This is a genomic window from Variovorax sp. 10N432 (assembly GCF_056394465.1).
In genome coordinates this window covers 18,492-42,143 of the sequence record NZ_JBFTHX010000049.1, presented here as the reverse complement: position 1 = coordinate 42,143, position 23,652 = coordinate 18,492, and the positions used below count along the sequence as shown (strand labels likewise).

Annotated in this window: 22 protein-coding genes; 14 read left to right on the top strand and 8 right to left on the bottom strand. The window is 68.9% G+C overall.

What is annotated here, in order from left to right; translation table 11 throughout:
- On the bottom strand, positions 1 to 1,120 hold a 1,120-nt coding region (locus AC1DF3_RS32660; RefSeq protein ID WP_478142195.1), incomplete at its 3' end, for a methyl-accepting chemotaxis protein.
- Between the two features lie 81 nt (positions 1,121 to 1,201).
- Positions 1,202 to 1,747, bottom strand: a complete 546-nt coding sequence (locus AC1DF3_RS32655) for a DUF924 family protein (protein ID WP_286533040.1) — start codon at positions 1,745 to 1,747, stop codon at positions 1,202 to 1,204.
- Between the two features lie 106 nt (positions 1,748 to 1,853).
- Between AC1DF3_RS32655 and AC1DF3_RS32650 the strand changes: the two genes are divergently transcribed.
- The 8 genes from AC1DF3_RS32650 to AC1DF3_RS32615 all read left to right on the top strand — a co-directional run bounded on the left by AC1DF3_RS32650 (position 1,854) and on the right by AC1DF3_RS32615 (position 9,663).
- Positions 1,854 to 2,303: a CHRD domain-containing protein gene (locus AC1DF3_RS32650; RefSeq protein WP_286524052.1), complete on the top strand. Its 450-nt coding sequence runs from the start codon at positions 1,854 to 1,856 to the stop codon at positions 2,301 to 2,303.
- A 13-nt stretch (positions 2,304 to 2,316) separates the two neighbouring features.
- Positions 2,317 to 2,910, top strand: a complete 594-nt coding sequence (locus tag AC1DF3_RS32645) for an ATP-dependent Clp protease proteolytic subunit (protein WP_286533042.1) — start codon at positions 2,317 to 2,319, stop codon at positions 2,908 to 2,910.
- Positions 2,911 to 2,962: 52 nt separating this feature from the next.
- Positions 2,963 to 4,171 (top strand): patatin-like phospholipase family protein, encoded by a 1,209-nt coding sequence (locus tag AC1DF3_RS32640; protein WP_478142194.1) that lies wholly within the window; start codon positions 2,963 to 2,965, stop codon positions 4,169 to 4,171.
- Between the two features lie 98 nt (positions 4,172 to 4,269).
- Positions 4,270 to 5,052: a 3-hydroxybutyrate dehydrogenase gene (locus AC1DF3_RS32635; RefSeq protein WP_286524047.1), complete on the top strand. Its 783-nt coding sequence runs from the start codon at positions 4,270 to 4,272 to the stop codon at positions 5,050 to 5,052.
- A gap of 13 nt (positions 5,053 to 5,065) precedes the next feature.
- On the top strand, positions 5,066 to 5,992 hold the full coding sequence (locus AC1DF3_RS32630) for a LysR family transcriptional regulator (protein WP_286533045.1): 927 nt from the start codon (positions 5,066 to 5,068) through the stop codon (positions 5,990 to 5,992).
- A gap of 78 nt (positions 5,993 to 6,070) precedes the next feature.
- Positions 6,071 to 7,477, top strand: a complete 1,407-nt coding sequence (gene tcuA / locus AC1DF3_RS32625) for an FAD-dependent tricarballylate dehydrogenase TcuA (RefSeq protein ID WP_286533046.1) — start codon at positions 6,071 to 6,073, stop codon at positions 7,475 to 7,477.
- A complete protein-coding gene (gene tcuB / locus AC1DF3_RS32620; RefSeq protein ID WP_478142193.1) occupies positions 7,464 to 8,648 on the top strand; it encodes a tricarballylate utilization 4Fe-4S protein TcuB in 1,185 nt (394 codons plus the stop codon). Before tcuA ends, tcuB begins: the two co-directional genes overlap by 14 nt.
- Before the next feature lie 37 nt (positions 8,649 to 8,685).
- Positions 8,686 to 9,663, top strand: a complete 978-nt coding sequence (locus AC1DF3_RS32615; protein WP_478142192.1) for a Bug family tripartite tricarboxylate transporter substrate binding protein — start codon at positions 8,686 to 8,688, stop codon at positions 9,661 to 9,663.
- A gap of 204 nt (positions 9,664 to 9,867) precedes the next feature.
- Here AC1DF3_RS32615 and AC1DF3_RS32610 read toward each other — a convergent pair whose 3' ends face one another.
- Positions 9,868 to 10,839 (bottom strand): bifunctional helix-turn-helix transcriptional regulator/GNAT family N-acetyltransferase, encoded by a 972-nt coding sequence (locus AC1DF3_RS32610; protein WP_478142191.1) that lies wholly within the window; start codon positions 10,837 to 10,839, stop codon positions 9,868 to 9,870.
- Between the two features lie 166 nt (positions 10,840 to 11,005).
- Between AC1DF3_RS32610 and AC1DF3_RS32605 the strand changes: the two genes are divergently transcribed.
- Together AC1DF3_RS32605 and AC1DF3_RS32600 are read left to right on the top strand one after the other, a co-directional pair.
- On the top strand, positions 11,006 to 13,354 hold the full coding sequence (locus AC1DF3_RS32605; protein ID WP_478142190.1) for a YgiQ family radical SAM protein: 2,349 nt from the start codon (positions 11,006 to 11,008) through the stop codon (positions 13,352 to 13,354).
- 34 nt (positions 13,355 to 13,388) lie between these two features.
- On the top strand, positions 13,389 to 14,306 hold the full coding sequence (locus AC1DF3_RS32600) for a hypothetical protein (RefSeq protein ID WP_478142189.1): 918 nt from the start codon (positions 13,389 to 13,391) through the stop codon (positions 14,304 to 14,306).
- Positions 14,307 to 14,323: 17 nt separating this feature from the next.
- Here the strand turns inward: AC1DF3_RS32600 and AC1DF3_RS32595 are convergent, their stop codons facing one another.
- The gene (locus tag AC1DF3_RS32595) at positions 14,324 to 14,770 is read right to left on the bottom strand and encodes a universal stress protein (RefSeq protein ID WP_286533054.1); all 447 of its coding nucleotides are present in this window, start codon (positions 14,768 to 14,770) and stop codon (positions 14,324 to 14,326) included.
- Between the two features lie 130 nt (positions 14,771 to 14,900).
- On the opposite strand from AC1DF3_RS32595, the gene AC1DF3_RS32590 reads away from it, so the two are divergent.
- A complete protein-coding gene (locus AC1DF3_RS32590) occupies positions 14,901 to 15,134 on the top strand; it encodes a type II toxin-antitoxin system RelE/ParE family toxin (RefSeq protein ID WP_478142196.1) in 234 nt (77 codons plus the stop codon).
- A gap of 30 nt (positions 15,135 to 15,164) precedes the next feature.
- Here AC1DF3_RS32590 and AC1DF3_RS32585 read toward each other — a convergent pair whose 3' ends face one another.
- Positions 15,165 to 16,400, bottom strand: coding sequence for an ABC transporter substrate-binding protein (locus AC1DF3_RS32585; RefSeq protein ID WP_478142188.1), 1,236 nt, complete (start codon positions 16,398 to 16,400; stop codon positions 15,165 to 15,167).
- Between the two features lie 130 nt (positions 16,401 to 16,530).
- On the opposite strand from AC1DF3_RS32585, the gene AC1DF3_RS32580 reads away from it, so the two are divergent.
- Both AC1DF3_RS32580 and AC1DF3_RS32575 read left to right on the top strand, forming a co-directional pair.
- Positions 16,531 to 18,660, top strand: coding sequence for an esterase-like activity of phytase family protein (locus tag AC1DF3_RS32580; RefSeq protein WP_478142187.1), 2,130 nt, complete (start codon positions 16,531 to 16,533; stop codon positions 18,658 to 18,660).
- A 146-nt stretch (positions 18,661 to 18,806) separates the two neighbouring features.
- Positions 18,807 to 19,520, top strand: a complete 714-nt coding sequence (locus AC1DF3_RS32575; RefSeq protein WP_286533058.1) for a hemerythrin domain-containing protein — start codon at positions 18,807 to 18,809, stop codon at positions 19,518 to 19,520.
- A 12-nt stretch (positions 19,521 to 19,532) separates the two neighbouring features.
- Here AC1DF3_RS32575 and AC1DF3_RS32570 read toward each other — a convergent pair whose 3' ends face one another.
- From AC1DF3_RS32570 to AC1DF3_RS32560, 3 genes are all read right to left on the bottom strand, one after another.
- Positions 19,533 to 20,885 (bottom strand): GAF domain-containing protein, encoded by a 1,353-nt coding sequence (locus AC1DF3_RS32570; RefSeq protein WP_478142186.1) that lies wholly within the window; start codon positions 20,883 to 20,885, stop codon positions 19,533 to 19,535.
- Positions 20,886 to 20,894: 9 nt separating this feature from the next.
- Positions 20,895 to 21,389 carry a hypothetical protein gene (locus AC1DF3_RS32565; protein WP_478142185.1) on the bottom strand — a complete coding sequence of 165 codons (495 nt, stop codon included), beginning with the start codon at positions 21,387 to 21,389 and terminating at the stop codon, positions 20,895 to 20,897.
- A 100-nt stretch (positions 21,390 to 21,489) separates the two neighbouring features.
- Complete coding sequence (locus tag AC1DF3_RS32560) at positions 21,490 to 22,461, bottom strand: LysR family transcriptional regulator (RefSeq protein WP_478142184.1); 972 nt, start codon at positions 22,459 to 22,461, stop codon at positions 21,490 to 21,492.
- Positions 22,462 to 22,617: 156 nt separating this feature from the next.
- Between AC1DF3_RS32560 and AC1DF3_RS32555 the strand changes: the two genes are divergently transcribed.
- On the top strand, positions 22,618 to 23,598 hold the full coding sequence (locus tag AC1DF3_RS32555) for a Bug family tripartite tricarboxylate transporter substrate binding protein (RefSeq protein WP_478142183.1): 981 nt from the start codon (positions 22,618 to 22,620) through the stop codon (positions 23,596 to 23,598).
- The last annotated feature ends 54 nt before the right edge of the window (positions 23,599 to 23,652 follow it).

Sequence of the window (23,652 nt, the reverse complement as noted above, 5' to 3'; positions counted from 1 at the left end):
ACGCCAGGATGTTGGTCTGGAAGGCGATGCCGTCGATCACGCCGATGATGTCCACGATCTTGCGCGACGAGGCATTGATCGAACCCATGGTGTCGACCACCTGGCTCACCACGCTGCCGCCCTTGACGGCGACTTCGGAAGCGGAGACGGCGAGTTGGTTGGCCTGGCGGGCGTTGTCGGCGTTCTGCTTCACCGTCGAAGTCAGTTCTTCCATCGAGGCAGCGGTTTCCTCCAGCGAGCTCGCCTGCTCTTCGGTGCGCGACGACAGGTCCTGGTTGCCCGTGGCGATCTGGCCCGAGGCCGTCGCGATCGTATCGGTTCCCTCGTGCACCTCGCCGACGATCTTCACCAGGCTGTCGTTCATCTCCTTGAGCGCCTGCAGCAACTGTCCGGTCTCGTCGCGCGTGCCCGCCTCGATACGGCTGGTCAGGTCGCCGCCGGCCACCGTTTGCGCCACCTGCACCGCGCGGCCCAGCGGTCGGGTGATGCCGACGGCGAGCCGCCATGCGCACAGTCCGCCCAGGCCGAGCACCGCCGCGCCGAGGGCGAGCAACAGGTTGCGGCTGGCCCGGTAGCTGTCGCCGATCCGGACCACCGTGCCGTCGATCGCGCGCCGCTGCATCTCGAGCAGGTGCTGGACGTTGTCGAGATAGACCTTGGCCGCCGGCATGAACTGGCGGTCGAGCGCCCGGTTGGCTTCCTCCATCGTGCCCTGGGCCTTGGCCTTGACCACGGCGTCGCGCCCTTCGAGGTAGCTGGTCCGGACTTGCTGGAATCCCGCCCAGAGCGATTTCTCTTCGTCGCTGACCAGCAGCGGTTCGATCTGCTTCTGCAGTTCCTGCGCCTCCTTGGTCGAGTTCGCGCTCTCCTCGGCGAAGAAGGGGCCGAGCGACGGGTCGGCGCTCTTGGCGATGGCGGTGGTGCGGCGTACGCCGACCGCCACCAGCCGATACCAGTCGCTGATCAGCCGCTCCTTGGCCAGCGGTTGGGCGGTGATGGCTTCGGCGGCCGCCGTCACTGCCTGAAGGCGCCAGATGCCAAGTGCCGTCATCAGCGCCATCAATGCCAGCACCAGGCCGAATCCAAGGCCCAGGCGGGTGCCGATCTTCCAGTGTTTCACGTGCGTTCCTCGTTGCCGGCCACGCTGGCCGTTCGAGGAATATCGGCAGACGGGCGCGAAACTGAAGGCCCGGCCCTCCGTTCAGCCCGTGAAGCCGCCTTCGTCCAGGAAGCGCTGCTCCTCGGCCGTGGTGATGCGCCCGAGCGCCGCGTTGCGGTGCGGGAAGCGACCGAAGCGCGCCACGATGTCGCGGTGCAGCACGGCGAAGCGCTGCGTGTTGGCGTCGAGCGAGCGGTTCAGCGCGACCGAGCGTTCCTGGTCGGCCAAGGCCTCGGAGTGCATGAAGGGCAGGTAGAAAAACGGGCGCAGCGCCGGCTCGACCTGCTGGTCGAAGCCTGCCCGGACCGCCGCCCGCGCGATCGCCAGCGCCTTGCCGTCGGTCGCAAACATGTGTCCGCTGCCGCGCCAGGCGTTGCGCGGCAGCTGGTCCAGCAGCACCAGCAGCGCCAGCGCGCCTTCGGCGTCGGCCGCCCAGTGATCGAGGCCACCGGTGGCGGCGAGGTGGTGCGCGGCCTCGAAGCGGGTCTTGAAATCGGCATCGAAGGCGTCGTCCTTGGCGAACCAGCGGCGCGGGCCGGCCGCGCGCCAGAAGGCCGTGACGGCACCGGGGGAGGGAAGCTCGGTCATGGGGCGGATGATGCCATCGAGGCGGGCCAAAGTCGGGGTGGTGGCCGACAGCGCGCAGCCCCGTTGCTGCCTAAGCTGCGTGGATCACAACCAGATGGAGATCAGCATGACCCGATACGGACAACTCTTGCGCCTGGCACTCGTCGCGGGCGTCACGACCGCGGCCTTGGCCGGCTGCGGCATGATGTCGAAGTCCAGCACCGCGAGCTTCAGCGGTGCCATGAACGCGGCCAGCGAAGTGCCGCCCAACATGACGCGCGGCAGCGGCATGGCCGAAGCCTGGCTCAACAAGGACACCAACGTCCTCAAGTACAAGATCACCTACGAAGGCTTGAGCGGCCCGGCGACGGCGGCCCATTTCCATGGGCCGGCCACCGCGGGCGCGAATGCCGCCGTGGTCCTGCCCTTCGCGTCGCCGGCCAGCCCGATCGAAGGCCAGGCCACGTTGACGCCGGCCCAGGCGGCCGACCTGATGGCCGGCAAGTGGTATGCCAATGTCCACACGGCGGCCAATCCGGGTGGCGAGATCCGCGGCCAGATGCTGCCGAAGATGTGAGCCTGCACGCCTCATGGAAACCGACGACGACACCAAGCCTCCGGCCGCGCCGGAACTGCGCAGTTCGTACCTGGAGGAAAAGGCCTTCAAGTCGCGCACGCTGCTGATCTTCGGATCGATCACCGATGCCGTGGCGGCCGACGTGACGCGACGGCTGATCGCGCTCGACGCCGACAGCCAGGCGCCGATCGACATCCTCGTGAGCTCGCCGGGCGGCCACCTCGAATCGGGCGACGCGATCCATGACATCGTGCGCTTCATCAGTGCGCCGGTCCACATGATCGGCACCGGATGGGTCGGCAGCGCCGCCACGCACCTGTTCCTGGCGGCGCCGCGAGAGCGCCGCGTCTGCCTGCCCAACACCCGTTTCCTGATCCACCAGCCGAGCGGCGGCGCCGGCGGGCAGGCCACCGACATCGCCATCCAGGCGCAGGAGATTGTCAAGGCGCGCGAGCGAATCGCCCACGAGATCGCGCGCGAAACCGGCAAGCCGCTGGAGGAGGTGCTGGTCGACATCGAGCGCGACCGCTGGCTGTCGGCCCAGGAAGCGGTGGCCTACGGGCTGGTGTCGCGGATCATCGAGCGGAAGACCGAGTTGCGCACTTAGCCGTCCGCGGGCGGGACGCTGCGAGGGCTGGCGCTTGGTGTCAAATGGCGCCATGACCGCCACCAAGAAGCCTCGCACCGCCGCTCCTCCTGCTCGTCCCCGCGTCGACATCACGACCGCTCAAAAGGCCTTGGTGCTGCAGGGCGGGGGCGCCCTGGGCGCCTACCAGGCCGGCGTCTATGCGGGCGTGTTCGAGAAGCACAAGACGCTTGACTGGGTGGCCGGCGTTTCGATCGGCGCGGTCAACGCAGCCTTGATCGCCGGCAACCCGCCCGAGCGGCGGGTCGATCGGCTGCGCGAGTTCTGGGACCTGGTGTCGTCGGGGCCGACCCAGCGCCTGCCGGCCTGGTGGGGCGGCGACCGCGCGGCACTGAACCAGTGGAGCGCCGCCGCGGTCGCGATGTTCGGCGTGCCGGGCTTCTTCGAGCCGCGCCGCACGCCGGCGCTGCTGCTGGGCGGCTCGGCGCCGCTCCTGAGCTACTACGACACCTCGCCATTGAAGTCGACGCTCGAACGGCTGGTCGACTTCGACCGCATCAACCACTGCGAGACCCGCTTCAGCGTCGGTGCGGTCAACGTGCGCACCGGCAACTCGCTGTACTTCGACAACACGCTGCAGCGCATCGGCCCCGAGCACATCATGGCGAGCGGCGCGCTGCCGCCCGGCTTCGCGCCGGTGCACATCGACGGCGAGGACTACTGGGACGGCGGCATCGTGTCGAACACCCCGCTGCAGTACGTGCTGGACATGCACCCGCGCAGCGAGTCGCTGATGGTGCTGCAGGTCGACCTGTTCAGTGCCCGCGGCGCGATGCCTCGTACCCTGGCCGAGACCATGGAGCGCCAGAAGGACATCACCTATTCGAGCCGCACGCGCATGAACACCGATGCCCTGGCCTCCAACATGAACCTGCAGCAGGCCATCGCCGACCTGATCGGCAAACTGCCCGCGGCGCTCCAGAAGGACCCCAGCGTGCAGGCCGTCTGCGGCCAGCTGAACCACGAGCCGATCGAGATCGTGCACCTGATCTATCGCGACAAGCCCTACGAGCTCGACTCGAAGGACTACGAATTCTCGCGCGCCTCGGTGGACGAGCACTGGGACGCTGGCCTGCGCGACATCCGCAACACGCTGGACCACCCCGAATGGCTGCAGAGCGCCGCGCTGCCGAATGGCGTCACCACTTTCGACCTGACCGAGCCGAATGCGCGCCGGGTGCGCCATCCGATGGCGCTGCCGCAGGTGCCGGCGGCGCGCTGAACCCGATCAGGCTGCCTTAAGCCTGGCCGCGCAGGCTTGGCGCACGGGCACGCAGATTGCACGCAGATCCATCATCCTCTTCACTCCAAGGAAATCCCATGCAGCTCAAGGACAAAGTCGCTTTCATCACCGGCTCGGCCAGCGGTATCGGCAAGGAGATCGCCATCGTCTTCGCCCAGGAGGGCGCGAAGATCGTGATCGCCGACCTCAACAAGCAGGCGGCGGACGCCACCGCCGCGGAACTCAAGGCCAGCGGCGCCGAGGCCATCGGGGTCGGCGTCGACGTCACCAGCGAGGAGCAGGTCGATGCGGCGGTCGAAGAAGCGGCCAAGGCTTTCGGCGGGATCGACATCCTGATCAGCAACGCGGGCATCCAGATCGTCCATCCGGTCGAGGAGTTCAGCTTCGCCGACTGGAAGAAGATGCTGGCGATCCACCTCGACGGCGCCTTCCTGACCACCAAGGCCTGCCTCAAGCACATGTACGCCCAGGGCCGCGGCGGCAGCGTGATCTACATGGGCTCGGTGCATTCGAAGGAAGCCTCGCTGCTGAAGGCGCCCTATGTCACGGCCAAGCACGGCCTGATCGGGCTGGCCAAGACCGTGGCCAAGGAAGGCGCCAAGTACAACGTGCGCGCCAACGTGATCTGCCCGGGTTTCGTGCGCACGCCGCTGGTCGAGAAGCAGATCCCCGAGCAGGCGAAGACCCTCGGCATCACCGAGGAGCAGGTGATCAAGAACGTGATGCTCAAGGAGACGGTGGACGGCGAGTTCACCACCACCGACGACGTCGCGCGCGTGGCGCTGATGTTCGCCGCCTTCCCGACCAATGCGCTGACCGGCCAGTCGCTGGTGGTGAGCCACGGCTGGTTCATGCAGTGAGCGTGAGCCCTTCATGGAGCTGAGGCAGCTGCGCTACTTCGTGAAGATCTGCGAGCTGCGCAGCATGGGGCGCGCGGCGCTCGAACTCGATCTTGCGACCTCGGCCCTGAGCCAGCAGATCAGCCGCCTCGAGAGCGAGCTGTCGACCCGCCTGCTGCAGCGCAGCTCGACCGGCGTGACGCCGACCGACGCCGGGCTGGCCTTTCTTCAGCAGGCCCAACTCACGCTGCGGCATGCCGATGAAGCGGTGCGGGCCGCGCAGCAGGCGCGGCTGTCGGGCCACGTCAGCATCGGGCTGCCGCCGACCACCGCCTCGGTGCTCGGCGTGCCCTTGATGCAAGCCATGCGGGAGCGCTATCCGGAGGTCAGGCTGCACCTGGTGGAGTCCTTGTCGGGGCACCTCGGGGCGATGCTCAATGCGCGCCAGCTCGATCTGGCCGTGCTGTTCCAGACCGACGTGGCGCGGCGCTGGAGCGTGCTGCCGCTGCTCGACGAAAAGCTGTTCGTCATCGGCCGCGCCGACCTGCCCGGCCTGCCGACCGGGCGCCAGGTGCGCCTGGCGCGCCTGGGCGAACTGCCGCTGATCATGCCGAGCGCCTCGCACGGGCTGCGCGCCACGCTGGAGGCGGCCTTCGCGCGGGCGCGGGTCGCGCCGCGCGTGGTGGCCGAGATCGACGGCCTGGCGATGCTGATGGACGCGGTGCGGGCCGGGCAGGGCGCCACCATCCAGCCGGGCGCGGCGACCGCGCGGCTGGCCGACGAGCGCCTGGTGCAGGTGCGCATCGCTGATGCGCAGGTCGGCCGCCGCAACCTGCTGGCGAGCCTGTCGGACGACGAACTCTCGCCCGCGGCGCTGGCCGCCCGCGTGGTGCTGGCCGATGTCGCGCGCAGGCTGGTGCGCGAAGGGCGCTGGGCCGGCGCCACCCTTCACGAAAACTGAAGACCCCTTGCGCAGGGCGCGCTTTCGCGCGGCGCCATGGTTGCCTAGAGTCGAGCTCCTCACGAGGAGACTACTGAAATGATCGATGTCCTGGTCGTCGGCGGCGGCAATGCCGCGCTGTGCGCCGCGCTGATGGCGGTCGAGGCCGGCGCCAGCGTGCTGCTGGTCGAGGCCTCGCCGCGCGAATGGCGCGGCGGCAACTCCCAGCACACCCGCAACCTGCGCTGCATGCACGACGCGCCGCAGGACGTGCTGGTCGAGGCCTATCCCGAGGAAGAGTACTGGCAGGACCTGCTCAAGGTGACCGGCGGCCAGACCGACGAGCACCTGGCCCGCATCGCGATCCGCGCTTCGTCGTCGTGCCGCGACTGGATGCGGCGGCATGGCGTGCACTTCCAGCCGCCGCTGTCCGGCGCGCTGCACGTGGCGCGCACCAACGCCTTCTTCATGGGCGGCGGCAAGGCCCTCGTCAACGCCTACTTCCGCAGCGCCGAGCGGCTGGGCGTGCAGGTCCGCTACGAGACGCCGATCGTCGCGATCGAACTCGACGGCGATCGCTTCGTGGCCGCACGCACCGCAAGCGGCGAGCGCATCGAGGCCCGAAGCTGCGTCCTCGCGGCGGGCGGCTTCGAGTCCAACCGCGAGTGGCTCATCGAGGCCTGGGGCGTGAATGCGCGCGGCGAGCGGCCGGCCGAGAATTTCCTGATCCGCGGCACCCGCTTCAACGAGGGCGTGCTGCTCAAGGCCATGATCGACGCCGGTGCTGATTCGATCGGCGATCCGACGCAGGCCCACATGGTGGCGATCGATGCCAGGGCACCGCTCTATGACGGCGGCATCTGCACGCGCATCGATTGCGTGTCGCTCGGCGTCGTCGTCAACCGCGATGCGCAGCGCTTCTACGACGAGGGCGAGGACTTCTGGCCCAAGCGCTATGCGATCTGGGGCCGGCTGGTGGCGCAGCAGCCGGGCCAGATCGGCTGGTCGATCATCGACCGCAAGGCGATCGGCCGTTTCATGCCACCGGTTTTCCCGGGCACGGTGGCCGACAGCCTGCCCGAGCTCGCGCGCAAGCTGGGCCTGCCGGAGGCAGCCTTCGTCGACACCATCGCCGCCTACAACGCGGCCTGCCGGGTCGGCACCTTCGACCACACGGCGCTCGATGACTGCCACACCGAAGGCCTCGCGCCCGCCAAGACCCACTGGGCGCGTCCGATCGACGCGCCGCCGTTCTACGGCTATGCGCTGCGGCCCGGCGTCACCTTCACCTACCTGGGCCTGAGGGTGAACGACCAGGCCGCCGTGCACTTCGGCGGCCGGCCGAGCCCGAACCTGTTCGTGGCCGGCGAGATGATGGCCGGCAACGTGCTCGGCAAGGGCTACACGGCCGGCGTCGGGATGGCGATCGGCACCGCGTTCGGCCGCATCGCCGGCACCCAGGCGGCCAAGGCCGCCATGAAGGAGACGACCCATGCAGCAGCTTGATGCGCTGGCCCGGGAGGCCGTGGCGCTGGCGGGCGGCGGGGCGCGGGTGATCCCGATCCTGAGCGTGCCCGAGGCCGAGGTGGGCCGCCAGATGCAGATCTGCAATGCCTGCCGCTACTGCGAGGGTTTCTGCGCCGTGTTCCCGGCGATGACGCGACGGCTCGAATTCGGCCAGGCCGACATCCACTACCTCGCGAACCTGTGCCACAACTGCGGCGCCTGCCTGCATGCCTGCCAGTACGCGCCGCCGCACGAATTCGCGGTCAACGTGCCGCGCGCGATGGCCGAGGTGCGCGGGCAGACCTATGCGGACTATGCGTGGCCGCCGGCTTTGGGGCGGCTCTACCAGCGCAATGGCCTCACGCTGTCGGTGGCGCTCGCGGCGGGGCTGGCGCTGTTCCTGATGCTGGCGGTGGCGCTCAACGGCACGCTGTGGGGCGGCCGGCTGGAGGGCAACTTCTACCGCCTGTTCCCGCACAATTTGCTGGTCGGCCTGTTCGCGCCGGTGTTCCTGTTCGTGGTGTTCGCGCTGGGCAAGGGTGTCACGCGCTTCTGGCGCGAGCTGACGCCGGCCACCAGCGGCGCGCCGTTGAGCGCGCCTGCCGCGGCCGAAGCCACCCAGGCCGTGCTGCGCCTGAAGTACCTCGACGGCGGCCACGGCGAAGGCTGCCACGACGAGGACGATGCGTACACGCTGTCGCGCCGGCGCTTCCATCATTTCACCTTCTACGGCTTCCTGTTGTGCTTCGCCGCCACCAGCGTCGCGACGCTCTACCACTACCTGTTCGGCTGGCATGCGCCGTACGACCTGCCGAGCCTGCCGAAGCTGCTCGGTGTCGTCGGCGGCGTCAGCCTGATGATCGGCACGGCGGGGCTCTGGCGGCTCAATCGCCGGCGCCATCCGCTGCAGGGCGATGCGGCGCAGAAGCCGATGGACCTGGGCTTCATCGCCTTGCTGTTCCTCACCAGCGCGAGCGGACTGGGGCTGTGGCTCGGGCGCGGAACGCCGGCGCTGGCGCTGCTGCTGTGCCTGCATCTGGGCGCGGTGATGGCGCTTTTCGCCACGCTGCCCTACGGCAAGTTCGCGCACGGCATCTTCCGCACTGCGGCGCTGCTGCGCCATGCGGTCGAGAAGCGGCTGCCGAATCCGGTCGGCCTCGGTGCCGACTGAAAAACAACTCGAATCGACAACTGGCAAGGGAACCACGATGAACAAACGACACCTGCTGCGCGCCACCACTTCGGTCGCTGCTTCGCTGCTGCTGGCCGGCCTCGGCCAGGCGCAGGACTTTCCGCCGAACAAGCCGGTGACCCTGGTGGTGGGGTTCGCCCCGGGCGGCGCAGCCGATGCGGCGGCGCGCCTGATTGCCAAGAAGCTGGGCGAGAACATTGGCCAGAAAGTCGTGGTCGACAACAAGGCCGGTGCCGGCGGCAACATCGCCCATCAGTTGGTGGCGGCCGGGCCGGCCGATGGCTCGATGCTGCTGTTCGGATCGATCGGCCCGCTGACCATCGCGCCGCATGTGATGAAAGTCCGCTACGACCCGTTCAAGGACCTGGCCGCCGTCTCGGGCGGCGTCAACTTTCCTAACGTGCTGGTGGTGAACAAGGGCGTGGGCGTGAAGACGCTGGCGGAGTTCGTGGCGCTGGCGAGGAAGAAGCCCGGCAGCATCGATTTCGCATCCACGGGCGCCGGCTCGGCCTCGCACCTGGCGGGCGAGCTGTTCAACCAGCGCGCGGGCATCGACATGGTCCACGTGCCGTACAAGGGCGGCGCGCCGGCGCTGCAGGACCTGCTGGGCGAGCGCGTCGCCTCGTATTTCTCGGCGCCGCCGACGGCGCTGCCGCAGATCGAGGCCGGCAACCTGATCCCGCTCGCCACCACCGGGTCGACCCGGCCGGCCTACATGCCGAACATCCCCACGGTGGCCGAGTCGGGCTACCCGGGCTTCGAGGCCTTGAACTGGTATGCCTTCGTGGCACCGGGCAAGACGCCGGCGGCCGTGCTCGACCGCTGGAACCTGGAGATCGTGAAGGTGCTGAACGATCCGGGCGTCAAGGAATCGCTCGACAAGCATGGCCTGACGCCGCAGCCGACCACGCGGGCCGAGCTCACGGCCTTCATGCGCAAGGAGGACGCCAAGTGGGGCGGGATCGTGCGCGAACGCAAGATCACGGCCGATTGAGGATGACAACGAGCTTTTCGATTCGATGTGGCTTGTGGGCTGGGGCGGGCTCACGCCGACGGCGTGCTCTGCTCCGCGAATGTCCCCCGGCCTGCGGCCTCCTCCTTTATTTCGCTGCGCAGAACACACCATCGGCGTGAGCCGTCAAGTCGGTGGTTGATCCTCGGCACGCGCCCCGGCCGCCCGCCCCGAATTTCAACAACTTCAATGCGTTGGCGCGGCGAGCTTGAGCTCCCAGGTCTCGCCCACCAGCTGCTGCCCGAAGCCCTCGTAGGGCTCCGACTTGACGAGCCTGAAGCCACGCGCCGCGTAGATGCCGCGTGCCGCAGTGAGGCAGCTGTTGGTCCACAGCACCATCTTCTTGTAGCCCTTGTTGCGGGCGAAGGCGATGCACTCATCGGTCAGGCGGGCACCCAGACCAAGCCCGCGGGCCTTCGGGCTCAGGATCAGCATGCGCAATTGCGCGGTCGTGGGCGACTTGCGCACCACGAAGACCGCGCCGACCCGCTCGCCGTTCAGTTCGGCGATCCAGCAACGCTCCCAGCCGGGCTGGAACTTGCGCAGGAACTGGCCGGCGATATCGGCCACCAGCGCCTCGAACTCGCTGTTCCAGCCGTATTCGCGGGCGTAGATCTCGCCGTGCTGCTGCACGACCCAGCCGATGTCGCCCGGCGCCGGATCGCGCAGCACGGCGGCCTGGGTCCGGGCGGGCGGCTGAGCAGCCGGCTCGAGCAGCGCCTGCAGCGTGCCCATCGCGTCGATCAGCTGGCGCCGCTCGGCAGGGGGCAGCGGGGCAAGCAGGGCGCGGGCCTCGTCGCGCGACTTCTGCTGCAGCGGCGCGAAAACCGCGTGGCCGGCTTCGGTCAGGGCCAGCAGGCTTTGGCGCGCATCGCGCGGGTGGGGCCGGCGCTGCAGCCAGCCCTGCGATTCGAAGCGGCGCAGGATCCGGCTCAGGTAGCCGCCGTCGAGGTGCAGATCGCGGCCGATCTCGCTGGCGACCGGCTCCGCCCGGTGCGCCAGTTCGTAGAGCACGCGGACGTCGGTCAGGGACATCTCGCTGCCCAGGTAGGGGTCGAGGATCCCGATCGTGCGGGTATAGAAGCGGTTGAAGCGGCGGATCGCCTTGACCTGGGCGACCTCCGGATCGGGGAGGGTGGCGGCTGACATGGTTGCCATTGTCATTTAATTGATTGACAAAAGCAATCACTTGAAAGGCCTCGGCCTGGGTTGCCTTTGCCCTTTAGGGCGACAGATCCAATGGAAAACCCTAAAATCGCGGGTTGCCCACCACGGGCCCACCCGGCCCGCAGGCCTGCGCGGCAAACCTTGTCGCATACCCTCGATGAACGCCCCCGTTGACGTCTCCTTTTTCGCGCGTGCCGCCAAGCCGCTGACCAGCTACCGCAAGTACTGGGCGGCCCGCTTCGGCACGGCGAAGTTCCTGCCGACCACACGCGCCGAGATGGACGCTCTCGGCTGGGACAGCTGCGACATCATCGTGGTCACGGGCGACGCCTATGTCGACCATCCGAGCTTCGGCATGGCCGTGATCGGCCGCATGCTCGAGGCGCAGGGCTTCCGGGTCGGCATCATCGCCCAGCCCGACTGGCAGAGCGCCGACCCGTTCAAGGTGCTCGGCCGCCCGAACCTGTTCTTCGGCGTCACCGCCGGCAACATGGATTCGATGATCAACCGCTACACGGCCGACCGCAAGGTGCGCAGCGATGACGCCTACACGCCCGGCGACGTCGGCGGCCGGCGGCCCGACCGGGCGGCGATCGTCTATTCGCAGCGCTGCAAGGAAGCCTGGAGCGATGTGCCGATCGTGCTCGGCGGCATCGAAGGCTCGCTGCGACGCATCGCGCACTACGACTACTGGCAGGACAAGGTGCGCCGCTCGATCGTGGTCGATTCGAAGTGCGACCTGCTGCTGTACGGCAACGCCGAGCGCGCGATCGTCGAGATCGCGCACCGCCTCGCCGCGCGCGAGCCGGTGCACCAGATCACCGACGTGCGGGGCACCGCCTTCGTGCGGCGGGAGACGCCCGAGAGCTGGTTCGAGATCAACTCGACCAGCGTCGACGAGCCCGGCCGCGTCGAGGCCCACGTCAACCCGTACCTGATGGTGTCGGAGCAGGCCAAGGCCAACGGCGCGACCTGCGCCAAGGAAGACGAGGCGCAATCGGTGGCCCAGGCCGCCGAGGCTGCGGGCTCGGTCAACCTGTCGATCAAGCCGCTCAACTTCGTGCCCAATCCGGCGCTGCAAAGCCGCGAGCGAATCAAGGTGCCGCCGCGCGACCGTTCGGTGATCCGGCTGCCCTCCTACGAGCAGGTGCGTGCCGACCCGGTGCTCTATGCCCACGCCAACCGGGTGCTGCACCTCGAGACCAATCCCGGCAATGCGCGTGCATTGGTGCAGGCGCACGGCGAAGGCACGACCGCGCGCGATGTCTGGATCAACCCGCCGCCGATCCCGCTCACCACGGCCGAGATGGACCACGTGTTCGACCTGCCGTATGCGCGCAGCCCGCATCCGCGCTATGCCGACGAAAACGGCAGCCACGACGGCGCGACGAAGATCCCGGCCTGGGAGATGATCCGCTTCAGCGTCAACATCATGCGCGGCTGCTTCGGCGGCTGCACCTTCTGCTCGATCACCGAGCACGAGGGCCGCATCATCCAGAGCCGCTCCGAAGAATCGATCATCAAGGAGGTCGAGGCGATCCGCGACAGCGTGAAGGGCTTCACCGGCACCATCTCCGACCTCGGCGGGCCGACCGCCAACATGTACCGCATCGGCTGCAAGTCGCCCGAGATCGAATCGGCGTGCCGCAAGCCCAGTTGCGTGTATCCGGGCATCTGCCCGAACCTCAACACCAATCACGACCCGCTGATCAAGATCTACCGCCGGGCGCGCGCGCTCAAGGGCATCAAGAAGATCCTGATCGGTTCCGGCCTGCGCTACGACCTGGCCGTGCAGTCGCCCGAGTACGTCAAGGAACTGGTGCAGCACCACGTCGGCGGCTACCTCAAGATCGCCCCCGAGCACACCGAGCAGGGGCCGCTCACGAAGATGATGAAGCCCGGCATCGGCAGCTACGACAAGTTCAAGCAGATGTTCGAGAAGTACTCGGCCGAGGCGGGCAAGAAGCAGTACCTGATCCCGTACTTCATCGCCGCGCATCCCGGCACCAGCGACGAGGACATGATGAACCTCGCCATCTGGCTCAAGAAGAACGGCTTCCGCGCCGACCAGGTGCAGACCTTCTATCCGTCCCCGATGGCCACCGCGACCACGATGTACCACACCAACAAGAACCCGCTGCGCAAGATCACGCGCGAGAGCGAGACGGTGGACATCGTGCGCGGCGACAAGCGCCGCCGCCTGCACAAGGCCTTCCTGCGCTACCACGACGCCAACAATTGGCCGCTGCTGCGCGAGGCATTGAAATCGATGGGCCGCGCCGACCTGATCGGCAACGGCAAGCACCACCTGATCCCGACCTGGCAGCCACTGACCGACGGCAGCTACCAGAGCGCCCGGCGCAAGAATTCGACGGTGGTCGCGGCCAAGCCCGCGGCCCCGGTCAAGGGCCGCATCCTGACCCAGCACACCGGCCTTCCGCCGCGTGACACCGGCGCCGGCCGCGCCCGGCCCGCCGCGGCCAAGCCGATCCGCAAGGGCCGCTGAGCGGCCGCTGGCGCGGTCGCTGTATCGTGTCGGCATGAACACACCGCCGGCCGCTCCGTCCCCGTGGTTTCGCATCGGCATCGGCCTCGGGCTGGTGCTCTGGCTGCTGGCCTTCGCCGCCCAGGCCGCGCCGCTGGAGGCCGGTTCGGCGCAGGCCCTGCGCGAGCGGCACCAGAAGCTGGGCGAAGCCCTGGTCCACAGCCCCCTGAAGCGGCCCATCGTGCTGGACTCGCAAGAAACCGAGAGCGGCCTCCAGGGGGACGTCTACGCGGTGGTCAACCATTCGCTGGAAGACGTGCGGCGGTCGCTCGATCAATCGGCGCAGTGGTGCGAGATGCTGCTGCTGCATGTCAACAACCGCCGCTGCCGGGTCGCGCCGGGGGCCGCCGGCGAGACGCTCACCTTGAGCGTGGTGCCGCGCTACGACAAACCGATCGACCAGGCCTTCGAACTGTCCTTTGTGCGCCGCACCGCGCAGGCCGCGCGCGACTACCTGCTGATCGACCTGACGGCCGATTCGGGGCCGATGGGCACCAGCGGCTATCGCGTGATGGTCGAGGGCATACCGCTTGGCGAGCACCAGTCCTTCCTGCACTTCGCCTATTCCTATGACCACAACATGGTGGCCCGGCTCGCCACCATGGCCTACCTCGCGACCTTCGGCAGCGAGAAGGTCGGCTTCACCGTGGTCGGCAAGAAGCCGAATGGCGACCCCGACTACATTCGCGGCCTGCGCGGCCTGGTGGAGCGCAACGCGATGCGCTACTTCCTGGCGCTGGAGGCCTACCTCGACGGCCTGTCGATGCCGGCGGCGGAGCGCGCCGAGAAGCGCCAGATCCGGTGGTTCGAGGCGGTCGAGCGCTACCCTGTGCAGTTGCACGAGATCGACCTGGCCACCTACCTGGCCGCCAAGCGCGAAGACCGTCAGCGCGACGGTCCCCCGGGCCGCTGAGGCCGGCCCTTCGACCCTCAGCGCAGCACCAGCACCGGCGTGTGCGAATGCGTGAGCACGTGCAGCGTCTCGCTGCCCATCAGCAGGCGCTTGATGCCGCGCCGGCCGTGCGAGGCCATCACGATCAGGTCGCAGTGGTGGACCCGGGCCGCTTCGATGATCGCCTCCGACACCCCTTCGGCGCGCATGACGATGCCGGTGGTGCGCTTCACGCCCCGGGAGTCGGCCTTGCCCTTGACCGCATCGACCACCCGCTGGGACTCGGCGTCGGCCTCGTCGCGCAGGCGCGAGACCTCCATCTGGCTGAGCAGCAGCGAGCCCTCGAAGTAGCTGGCGGAATGGTGCTGGGAGACCTTGACGGCGAACAGTTCGGACTGCGTGAGCAAGGCGAGGTCGATGGCGGCGGTCACGGCCTGCTCCGACAACTCCGAGCCGTCGGTGGCGACGAGGATGCGTTCGTACATGGCTCGCTCCCGGGCGGGTGGGGCCCGCCCCGGTTTCAGATTAGTCCGGCCGGTGCATGGTTACAAGGCAAGGCTCATGTTCTAGGCGGGATCACCTAGGCCGGGGACCGCACACGCCAGGCAGGCCGCCCTGCGATTCATCGATGCGCTGGAACGTGCGTACGCGCACATCGGCCGGCATCCAGCCACCGGCTCCTCGCGCTACGCCCAAGAGTTGAATCTGCCGGGCGTTCGCTTCTGGCCTCTGACCCGGCATCCCTGCCTGGTGTTCCACGTCGAGCGCGACGACCACATCGACGTCTGGCGCGTGCTGCATCGTCGACGAGATGTCCCCGCCTGGATGGCGGACCCGGCCCAGGCCTGACGCCCCAAGGCCCGAGCCTCGCCGTCCGGCTCAGCGCTTCACCAGCGTGCACTTCGAATCGGCCAGCGGCGCGAAGGCCTTGTCGCCCGGGATGGTCTCGAGCACCTTGTAGAGGTCCCATTCACCCTTCGATTCGGCCGGCGTCTTGACCTGGACCAGCAGCATGTCGTGCACCATCTTGCCATCGGCGCGCAACTGGCCGTTGCGGATCACGGCATCGTCGAGCCGGCTGGCGCGCAGCCTGGCGAGCACGGTATCGGCATCGTCGGTGCCGGTGGCCTCGATGGCCTTCAGGTAGCTCAGCACCGCCGAGTAGACCGCCGCCTGCATCATGGTCGGCATCTTGCGGTGGACGGCGTGGAAGCGCTGCGCGAAGGCGCGCGAGCGCTCGTCGTAGTCCCAGTAGAAGCCGTTGGTCAGGATCATTCCCTGGGCGTTTGCGAGTCCCATGCCGTGGATCTCGGTGATCAGCGACAGCAGAGGCGTGAAGGTCTGCTTGCCGCCGCGCACCATCGCGAACTGCGAGGCCTGCTTGACGGTGTTTAGCGTGTCGAGGCCCGAGTTGGCCAGCGCGATCACCTGGGCGCCCGAGTCCTGTGCCTTCAGCAGGTAGGACGACTGGTCGGACGAATTGAGCGGATGCCGCGACGAGCCCAGCACCTTGCCGCCCGACTTGTTGATGATCGCCGTGGCGTCTTTTTCGAGCGCGTTGCCGAAGGCGTAGTCGGCGGTGATGAAGTACCAGCTGTTCATGCCCTTTCTGATCAGCGCGGGCACGGTGCTGTTGGCCAGCGAATAGGTGTCGTACATCCAGTGAACGCTGTGGGCGGTGCATTGGTCGTCGCTGATGGTGGAGGCGCCGGCGCCGGTGACCATCGCGAGCTTCTTCTTTTCGTCGGCGATGCGCGTGACGGCGAGGGCGACGTTGGAGTAGGTCAGGTCGGTGATCATGTCGACGCCGTTCTGGTCGTACCACTCGCGCGCCTTGGTGGCGCCGATGTCGGTCTTGCCCTGCGAGTCGGCCGAGATCAGTTCGATCGGCACGCCGAGCACCTTGCGGTCCTTCGAGAATTCGTCGATGGCGAGCTGCGCCGCCACGATCGATCCCTTGCCCGCGTTGTCGCTCGACACGCCCGACAGGTCGGTCAGAACGCCGATCCTGACCACGTTGTCCGAGATGCGGGCCTGCGCCGCGGCGCCGGCAGCCAGTGCGACGAGGGCGGCGGCCACGGCGATGCGCCGCAGCTTGGGGGTCATCCGATGCATGCATGTCTCCTTGTTGTTCGAGCGGGCAGTCTATGCGGGCCCGGGCTTTCACGCCGCCGTCACAAACATCCGCGCTAATGCCGGGGCTCGCGCACGTTGCGCGGGCTTCACTCTGCAGGAACAACCAACAATGAACGAGCGATCGAGGATGACGTGGCTGGCGGCGGTGGGCGCCGGCCTCGTGGTGGCCGCATGCGGCGGCGGGAGCGGCGGCGGGTTCGCGCTGCCGGCGGGGGGCGCGAGCACTGGCGGCACAGGCGGCAGCACGGGCAGCGGCGGCAGCGTGGCGGCGGGCCAGGGCGTGAGCGGTGTCTTCCTCGATGCCGCGGTAGAGGGCCTGGACTACGTCGCGGGCACGGCCGCCAAGGCCGTCACCTCCGCCAAGGGCGAGTTCGCCTGCAAGGCGGGCGAGACCATGAGCTTCAGCCTCGGCGCGCTCGCCATCGGCAGCGCCGCCTGCGGCACGTCGATCACGCCGCTGGCGCTCGCCGGCCAGCAGGCCACGGCCGACGGCCTGAAGGCCGACGCGGTGGTCAATCGCCTGGTGGCGCTGCAGAGCTTCGACGAGGACGGCGATCCGAGCAACGGCATCCGCATCACGGACGCACTGAAGAACGCATTGAAGGCCGGCGTGCTTGATTTCTCGGCAGCGGCCGCGAGCTTCGATACGGCGCTCAGCACGCTGCTGGCCACGCTGCCCGCGCCCTACGCCGCCCGGGTGTCCGACGCCAGCCGACGCGCCCTGGCACGCGAGCATTTCGAGAACACGCTGGCTTCGCAGCTCGGCGCGCCGGTGACCGAGAACGCGACCCAGAGCAACGCGCTGGGCAGCATCGCGGTCAGCGTCACCCGCCATCAAATGCAGGCCGACGCCAAGTTCAACGCGCCCTACGAAGGGTCCAACGACAAGATCCGGGCCGACTTCCCGAACGGCTTCCTGCCGGCCTACGGCTCCGGCCTGGCCTTCAAGGGCACGGCCGCCGACGGTGCGCTGGAGTTCTACGCGATCACCGATCGCGGCCCCAACGGCGACGGTCCGACCGCGCCGGTTCCCGGCGGCGCCGGCACCAACATCAGCAAGGTGTTCCCGGCCCCCTCGTTCGCGCCGAGCTTCGGACTGGTCACGATCGGCAAGACCGGTGCCCGGCTGCAGAACAGCGTCGCCCTCAAGGTGGACGCGACCCGCAAGGCCACCGGCCTTCCGCCGCAATCGGGCGTCGGCGCGACCGGGGAGACGCCGCTGACCGATGCCTACGTCTTCGACGCGGCCAAGGCCAACTTCGACGCCAACGGCCTCGATCCCGAGACCCTGGTGCTCGACAAGGCGCGCAAGGTGCTGTGGAGCAGCGACGAGTACGGCCCCTTCATCGTGCGCATCAACATCGACACCGGCGTGATCGAGAAGAAGTACGCGCCGGGTGCCGGTGCGACGGACCTGCCGGCGGTGCTGGCGCAGCGGCGCCCGAACCGCGGCATGGAAGGCCTGACGCTCGATGTCGCCAGCGGCCGGCTGCATGGCTTCCTGCAGAGTCCGATCGATCCGCGCGACGGCGCCGGCAAGTCGATCAAGGCCAAGCCGCCCGGCGGCAGCAACACCGACGTGCGGCACATCGCCAAGTTCACGCGCTGGCTCGAGTTCGATCCGGGCACCGAGCGCTCGAAGCTCTATGCCTATCCGATCGACGGCAGCCAGTACGACAAGGACCGCACCGGCAATGCCAAGCTCGGCGACGTCGTGAGCCTGGGCAACGGCCGCTTCATCGTGATCGAGCAAGGGGCGCGCAAGAGCGATGCGAAGGTGTTCAACAAGCTGATGCTGGTCGAGATCCCGGCCAATGCCACCGACATCGCGACGCTGGACCACAACCTCGAGATCAGCAGCATCACGCAGGCGGTGTCGAACGGCGCCGACTGGTCGGGCGTGGTCACGCTCAAGAAGACCGAACTGCTCGACCTCAACGCACTCGGCTGGGTGGCGGAGAAGGCCGAAGGCCTGACGCTGGTGGACGACCACACGCTGGCCCTGGTCAACGACAACGACTTCGGGCTGTCCACCATGCTGCTGGACGCCAATGGCCAGCGGGTGGCGGGCAGCATCGAGGACTGCACCGTCGACGCCGCCGGCGCGATCGTGAGCGGATGCCCGGCGGGCGTGGTGGGCGCGCGCCTCACGCGCGGCAGCGACATCGAACGGCCGACGCGCCTGTGGCTGCTGCGCTTCGACCGGCAACTGACCGCACTGACGCTGCCCGCCTCCTGAGGCGAGTGCCCGCGGTTGAAATTTAAGGTTCCGTGAGGGATTGCTTAAGCAATTCTTAGCGGCGGGCGCGGGCTTCGATTTCTAGACTTCTTTCCAGCAGGCGGGCGCATGGTGCGCCGGCCGCTGAACCCGGAAGGAAGGACCCCATGAACATCGATCAGCGCGAACTGCGCCTTGTCGCGGAGGCCGCAGCGCCCCGCGTCGACATGTATGCCGGCATCCACAAGGCGCTGCGTGCGCTGATGGCCGACACCCTGCTGGCCGTCGGCCGGATGGACAGCGAGGACGCGCTGGAGCGCGCGCAGGTGACGCAGCGCGTGCTCGAGCTGCTCGATTTCTGTCGCTCGCACCTGCAGCACGAGAACGACTTCATCCACCCGGCGCTGGAGGCCCGCGCACCCGGCGCCAGCGGCAAGATCGCGCACGAGCACGAGGAGCACGTGCATGCCATCGTCGCGCTGGCGGAGCAGACCACGGCGCTGCTGCAATGCGAACCGGCGGGTCGCCCGGCCGCCGCGTTGGCGCTGTACCGCGCGCTGTCGCTGTTCATCGCCCACAACTTCGAGCACATGCACGTCGAGGAGACGGCGCACAACGCGGTGCTGTGGGCGCGCTACACCGATGCCGAGCTGATCGCGATCCACGACGCGCTGGTGGCGTCGATCCCGCCCGACGAGATGATGTACGTGCTGCGCTGGATGGTGCCCTTCATGAACCCCATCGAGCGCGCCGCGATGCTGGGTGACATGCGCGCCCATGCACCCGCGCCGGCCTTCGCTGCCGCGCTGGAGGTGGTGCGCCCGCACCTGAGCGAGCGCGAATGGGCCAAGCTAGGCCAGAGCCTGGGGTTGGCGGCCTAGGGTGAACACGCCCTATGCAATCTCCTGCAGCGCGACCGGCCGCTCGACCCGCAGCAGGAAGCGCCCGCGGCCGGTCTTCTCGATCCGGATGTGCGGGCTGTTCTCCTGCAGCCGGCGCTGGAGCAGCACCAGCCGTGCCTCCAGGTTGTCCGACAGGTCGGGCAGGCGCAGCGCAGGGTCGAGCCGCAGCTCGCGGTTGCTGAATTCGCTGCGGCCCTGCTGCGTGTGTTCGCGCAGCAGCTTGCCGAGGATGGCGCCTGCGACGCCCTTGATGAGGTAGCTGTCGCCGATGAAGATGCTGCTGTTGGCGAGGTAGTGGCGCACCGCGATAGGCGCGCCGGAGGGCGGCGGCGCACGGGCAGGTGCTTCGGCCGCGGCCGCCGCGTCGTCGCCGGTGCGCAGCAGCTCCAGCGCGGCGCCGAGGTGGCCGGCAATGGCGACCAGCGCGTCCTCGTCCTCGAAGCCGAAGCGCATGTCGATCGGACTCTCGACGAACAGCGCGCCCAGCAGGCGGTCGCTGGAGACGATCGGCACCGCCAGCTGGCTGCGCGGCTCGGCCAGCCCCGGAAACGGGATCTCGGTGTCGAGCACCAGGCCGGGCTCGATCTCGCGCATGCTGCTGCGCACCGCGTGGCTGTAGTTCGCCGCGTTCGTCATGTGGCTGATGCGCACCGGTGTGCGCTCGCGCGCGGCGACCCCGATCACGCCATGGCCGATCTCGATCTCGGAGCCGACGCCCGAGGTGGCGTAGCCGCAGCTCGCCACGGTGTAGAGGCGCTCGGTCGCGCCGTCGCGCATGAGCACCATCGCATGGCGGATGTCGAGCTGGTCGTTGAGCACGGCCAGCACGCCCTGCAGCAGCTCGTCGGTGGCGCAGCAGGCGGCCAGCCGCTCGGCCGAGCGGCGCACGCCGGCCAGCAGGCCGTGGCGCGGCGGCGGCGGCGCGAGCCGTTCGCCTTCGACGGCCTCGACCGCCTCGACCTCGTAGATGTCGGCGCCGAGCAGCCGGAACACGGCCGCCATGCCGCTGTGGGAGGCGATGCCGGCCAGCTGCGCCTTCATGCCTTCGAAGCGCGGCCCTTCGGTCTCGGTGCGCAGGTAGCGCAGCTCGATGCGGTACATGGCGGCGACCGTCGGGTCCAGCACCAGCACGGTCGCGTACGGGTTGGCCAGGATGTTCTTGCGGGTCTTGTTGAAGAACTGGAAGGACAGCGCCACGTGCCGCTCGTCGACGTAGTAGACCTGCGAGATGTAGGCGACGTTGGGCGTGCCGTCTTCCGAGCAGGTCGCCATCACCGCCGGGATGGCGCCCTCGAAGCAGGCGCGGATCGCGTGCAGCGACGGCGACGGCTGGCGTGCGTTCATGATGAAGGGTCAGGCCGCCGGCAGCGCGCTGCCGGCCTTGGGGCCGGGCGTCTGGTCGTAGGCTTCGCTCGGTCGGAAGCGGATCGCGACCACGTCGTCCAGCCGGCAGGCCAGCATCGCCTGCACGAAGTCAGCGCTCAAGCCGACGTTGCCGATCTCGTGCTCCATCGAGCGCAGGTAGCGCTGCAGCACGGGTGCGTCGCCGTCGACGGCGCTGCGCAGTTCGACTTCGCGCGCCTTGACCTGCACGGTGCGATGGCTCAGCGGTTCGCTGAAGACCACCGCGACCTGGCCGGTCGCCGCGACGTCCTGCAGCAACTGGCGCGACCGGCTGCGCGCGAGATAGACCGTGACCTCGCTGCCGTCGGGCGCGATGGCGGCGCCGACCGCCCGCATCAGGCTCGGCCGATGCGCGGCATTGCGCGAGGCGACGATGGTCGAGACGCCCTTGTCGATCATCGCGATGTGCTCGGGGTTCAGCAGCGGGTGGGGCAGGGCGGGCATGGGGACCGGGTGTGGGTCTGAACCCGGCATTTTGATTCAAAGTCCCGCCGCCGACCGTTTTCCGGACGGCCTACGCCAAGCGGCCGACGCGGCCTGCGACTCAGGCCGCGAGGCGGACTTCCGAAGGCGGCGCGCTGACGCGCAGGTGGCGGGTCGCGCTGGCCGTGCGCATCACGGCCGACAGCAGCGAGCGGAACCAGATGTGGCCCGGCGCATGCTGGTTGCGGCCATGCCAGAGCTGGTAGAAGCGCATCGGCGGGAAGTCGATCGGCGCCGGCACCACGGCCAGCGGCAGCATCGCGGCGAAGTGCAGCGCGAAATGCCGGCTGGTGGTGAAGATCAGGTCGGTGCCGGGCAGCAGGTGCGGCGCCATCGAGAAGAAGGGCACCGTGACGGTCGGCGTGCGCGTCAGCCGCTGGGCCGCCAAGTGGGTCTCGACCACGCCGCGCTGCAGCCCGCTGTAGAGCAGCGGCACCACGTRCGAGCCCTGGAGGTAGTCGGTGGCGCGCATGCCGCTGGCGCCGGGGTGGTCGCGGTCGACCAGGCAGACGATCTCGTCCTCCAGCAGCAAGGTGGTGCGCAGGTGCTCGGGCGGCTGCGGCCAGTTGCCGATCACGACGTCGATCTCGCCGTCGGCCAGGGCGCCGTCGTAGTCGTAGTCGGGCCCGAGCGGCTGCAGCAGCATCCGCGCCCCGGGCGCGGTGGTGCGCAGGTACTGCACCACGGCCGCCATCAGCGGCGGCGCCAGGTAGTCGGGCGTGCCGATGCGGAAGGTCTGGCGGGTGGTGGCCGGGTCGAAGACGTCGCCGGGCGAGAACAGGGCGTCGATCTCTCCGAGCACCACGCGGACCGAGGCCTCGAGCTGCAGGGCGCGCTCGGTCGGCACCATGCGCTGCTTGTCCTTGATGAGGAGCGGGTCGTCGAAGATCTCGCGCAGCCGCTTCAGCGCGGTGCTGACCGCGGGCTGCGACTGGTTCAGGCGCGTCGCCGCGCGCGAGACGCTGCGTTCGTTCATCAGGATGCTGAAGACGCGCAGCAGGTAGGTGTCGAATGGGTCGTTGGCGCGTGACATGCGTGTCTCCTGCACAGCTTTGGTGCCCCGAGGCACCAGCGCCAGTCGCCGGCGGGCTCCGGGGCGGCACTTTGCTATGCCGCTGATTGCTGCCTAGCGATTGGCGTGCCATGCCGGCGTTCCTACAGTCGGGCATCACTTTTGCTGCACCACCGCATGACCATCCCGACCTCCACCACACGCCGCGGCGCCCTCCAACTGCTGGCCGCCGGCGCCGCCTCCATGGCGCTGCCGGCCCTGGCGCAGTGGCCTGACAAGCCGATCAAGATCATCGTCACCTTCCCGCCCGGCGGGTCGAGCGACATCCTGGCGCGCGTGCTGGCCGAGCAGCTGGGCAAGAAGCTCGGCCAGGCGGTGGTGGTCGACAACAAGCCCGGCGCCGGCGGCACCATCGGCGGCGCCCAGGTGGCGGCCGCGGCGCCCGACGGCTACACCTTCATGCTGTCGAACTCGACCCCGCTCGCGCTCGGCCCGTTCACGCTCGAGAAGCAGCCCTACGACCCGGTGGCCGCATTCACCCACATCGTCTCCCTGGGCTCCGCCCCGCTGGTGGTCATGGCCAGCAAGCCCTCGGGCATCACCAGCTTCGCCGAGCTGGAGGCGCGGGCCCGCAAGGACGGCCGGCTGGACTTCGGCTCCGGCGGCCCGGGATCGATCGGCCACATCCACGGCGAGCTGATCCGCAAGACCACCGGCGCCAACCTCGTGCACGTGCCCTACCGCGGCGGCGCGCCGATGACCACCGACCTGCTCGCCAACGTGATCCCGGTCGGCATCGACGTCATCACCGCCTACGTGCCCTTCTTCAAGAACGGCCAGCTGGTGCCGCTGGCCGTGACCGGCAGCGCGCGATCGCCGCTGATGCCCGAGGTGCCGACCATCGTCGAAGTCGGCCAGCCGAAGCTGGTGCTGGAGAACTTCTTCGGCCTCAGCGGCCCGGCCAAGCTGCCGCCCGAGATGGTGGTGCACCTGCACGACGCCTGCAACGAGGTGCTGGTGATGCCCGAGGTCCAGAAGAAGCTGATCGAGCTGGGGATCGTCGCCAAGCCCGAGAGCACGGCGCGCTTCGAAGCGATCGTGAAGGAACAGGTGGGGGTGCTCGGCCCGACGGTGAAGGCGGCCGGCATCAAGCTCTGACCCTGCCCGGGCGCGCCCGGGCGCCTTGCGCGGCCGTGCCGGGCGGCGGATGAT